Annotated in this window: 3 protein-coding genes; all 3 read left to right on the forward strand. The window is 61.6% G+C overall.

Annotated elements, in window-relative coordinates:
* The coding region (trmD, locus tag ACH2EH_RS05805) for a tRNA (guanosine(37)-N1)-methyltransferase TrmD (RefSeq protein ID WP_395139815.1) at nucleotides 1–714 on the forward strand (714 nt) is incomplete at its 5' end.
* Nucleotides 715–783: 69 nt separating this feature from the next.
* On the forward strand, nucleotides 784–1,167 hold the full coding sequence (gene rplS / locus ACH2EH_RS05810; protein ID WP_395139817.1) for a 50S ribosomal protein L19: 384 nt from the start codon (nucleotides 784–786) through the stop codon (nucleotides 1,165–1,167).
* A gap of 47 nt (nucleotides 1,168–1,214) precedes the next feature.
* Nucleotides 1,215–2,049 (forward strand): signal peptidase I (gene lepB, locus ACH2EH_RS05815; protein WP_395139819.1); only part of this gene is annotated, 835 nt, incomplete at its 3' end.

Below are 2,049 nucleotides of genomic sequence, written 5' to 3' on the forward strand. Positions count from 1 at the left end.
GACTTCACCCAGGACCGTCACCGCACCGTGGACGACTGTCCATTTGGCGGCGGAGCAGGCATGGTGATGAAGGCCGAGCCGCTGGTCGCTGCCATTGAGGCGGCGACGGGGGGCGACACGAGCATTCCGGTGCTCCTCACCGCGCCCGATGGTGAGCCGTTCACCCAGGTGCTCGCTCAGGAGCTGGCGAGTCTGCCGCGCATTGTGATTGTCTGTGGCCACTACGAGGGCATTGATGAGCGGGTACGGGACGGCTGGATCACGCGCGAGATCTCGCTAGGAGACTATGTTCTCACCGGCGGTGAGCTCGCTGCACTGGTAATGCTGGATGCGAGTGTGCGCCTGCTGCCCGGAGTGCTGGGAAATGCATCATCGGCGCAGGAAGAAAGTTTTGAGGGGGGGGTGCTGGAGTACCCACACTACACCCGCCCGGCGCTCTTCAAGGGGCGTGGCATTCCTGAGGTACTGACCTCCGGGCACCATGCCAATGTCGCGAAATGGCGTCGGACCCAGGCGCTGGTGCGCACCCGTGCACGCCGCTCGGATCTGTGGGAAAAGCTGCTGCCGCTGAGCAAAGCGGACCAGAAACTTCTGGACGCTCATGATGCTCAAACGGCACAAGACGAGGCTTCGGCCTCGCGAGAAGAGGCACAAGCCTCAGCACGGGCGGAGCAATCCGTCCGGGTGGACGAACCTGTGTCCAGTCCGGAGTGAGCCTTCACTGCCGCGAGGAGACCGCCAGGGGACGCCTCCAAAGAAACTAAATTTGTTTGGGAGACGTATATGAGTAAAGTGAACGCAACTGCGATCCGTGATATCGAAGAGGCACAGAAGAAAGCCGATGTGCCCCCGTTCCGTGGCGGTGACACCGTGCGCGTCCATGTGAAGGTTATCGAGGGTGGCAAAGAGCGTGTTCAGGTCTTTGAGGGCGTGGCGCTCAGCCGCCACGGTGCGGGTATCCGCGATACCGTCCTGGTTCGCAAGGTCGCCAGCAACGGAGTCGGGGTGGAGCGTACTTTCCTGGTACACTCGCCGCGCATCGAGAAGATCGAAGTAACCCGGCGCGCCGCGGTTCGTCGTGCCAAGCTGTACTACCTGCGTGGTCTGGTCGGCAAGGCAACCCGTCTGAAGGAAGACCGCAACGGTCGTTTCAGCCGCAGCAACTAAACATTCAAGAACTCCCCCGCGTGCGGGGGCCAGGGAGCTTACAGACAATGGTGGAGACATGGACAGAGCGCATCGCGAATCTTTCCGTGCCCACCATTGTCTTGCTTCTGGGTGGGCTTACGGCTCTGCGGCTGGTGCTTCGTGCACTGCGGCGGAGCTTTTTTCTCTTTCTCTCGGAGCTGACGGAGTCCGCGATGCTGGCGGTTGCTCTGGTCTTCTTGCTACTACGTCCTTTTGTGCTCCAGACCTACCACATCCCCAGTGGCTCGATGCACCCCACGCTGCGAGAGGGGGATCACCTCGTCGTCAACAAGTTCCTCTACCGACTGCGCCCACCGCGCCGTGGAGAGATTATCGTCTTCCGTGCCCCGCACGAGGCGGACTGGAACGAGCCCGAGTACATTAAGCGCCTGATCGGTCTGCCCGGCGACACCATCGAAGTCAAAGAGGGCTATGTCGAAGTGGAGGGAATCCGCTACTTCCACGCCGACATTCGCGGCATTTTGGGCATCCCAAGTACTACGGAGCCAGGTGAGAATGGCCCGGCAGACGTACCACTCCGGCTGACGCGTGAGGGCATCCATGCCGGCAGCCAGACGATCTCCGCCGCAGAGTTCGCCACCCGCGTGGGCCGCCGCGATACCAAGGTGGAGATCCAGCCAGGCCAAGTGCTGCGCAACCACGTGCCACTGATCGAAAACCATGTCGCCGAGGACCCCGAGTACCACCTGGATCCCTATGTCGTTCCTGAAAACAGCTACTTTGTTTTAGGCGACAACCGCAACCAGTCCCACGACTCCCACGAGTGGCAAGAGCTTCCTGCAAACCGGGTGATCGGGCGCGCGGAAGCCGTCTTCTGGCCGATCAGCCGTCTTCGACGCA

Origin of the sequence: Armatimonas sp. (genome assembly GCF_043760365.1) — a bacterium.
In the GTDB taxonomy this organism is placed as follows: domain Bacteria; phylum Armatimonadota; class Armatimonadia; order Armatimonadales; family Armatimonadaceae; genus Armatimonas.

What these genes read in the sequence shown, in the direction of transcription:
- rplS (WP_395139817.1), top strand. Translation starts at nt 784, where the DNA reads ATGAGTAAAGTGAACGCAACTGCGATCCGTGATATCGAAGAGGCACAG.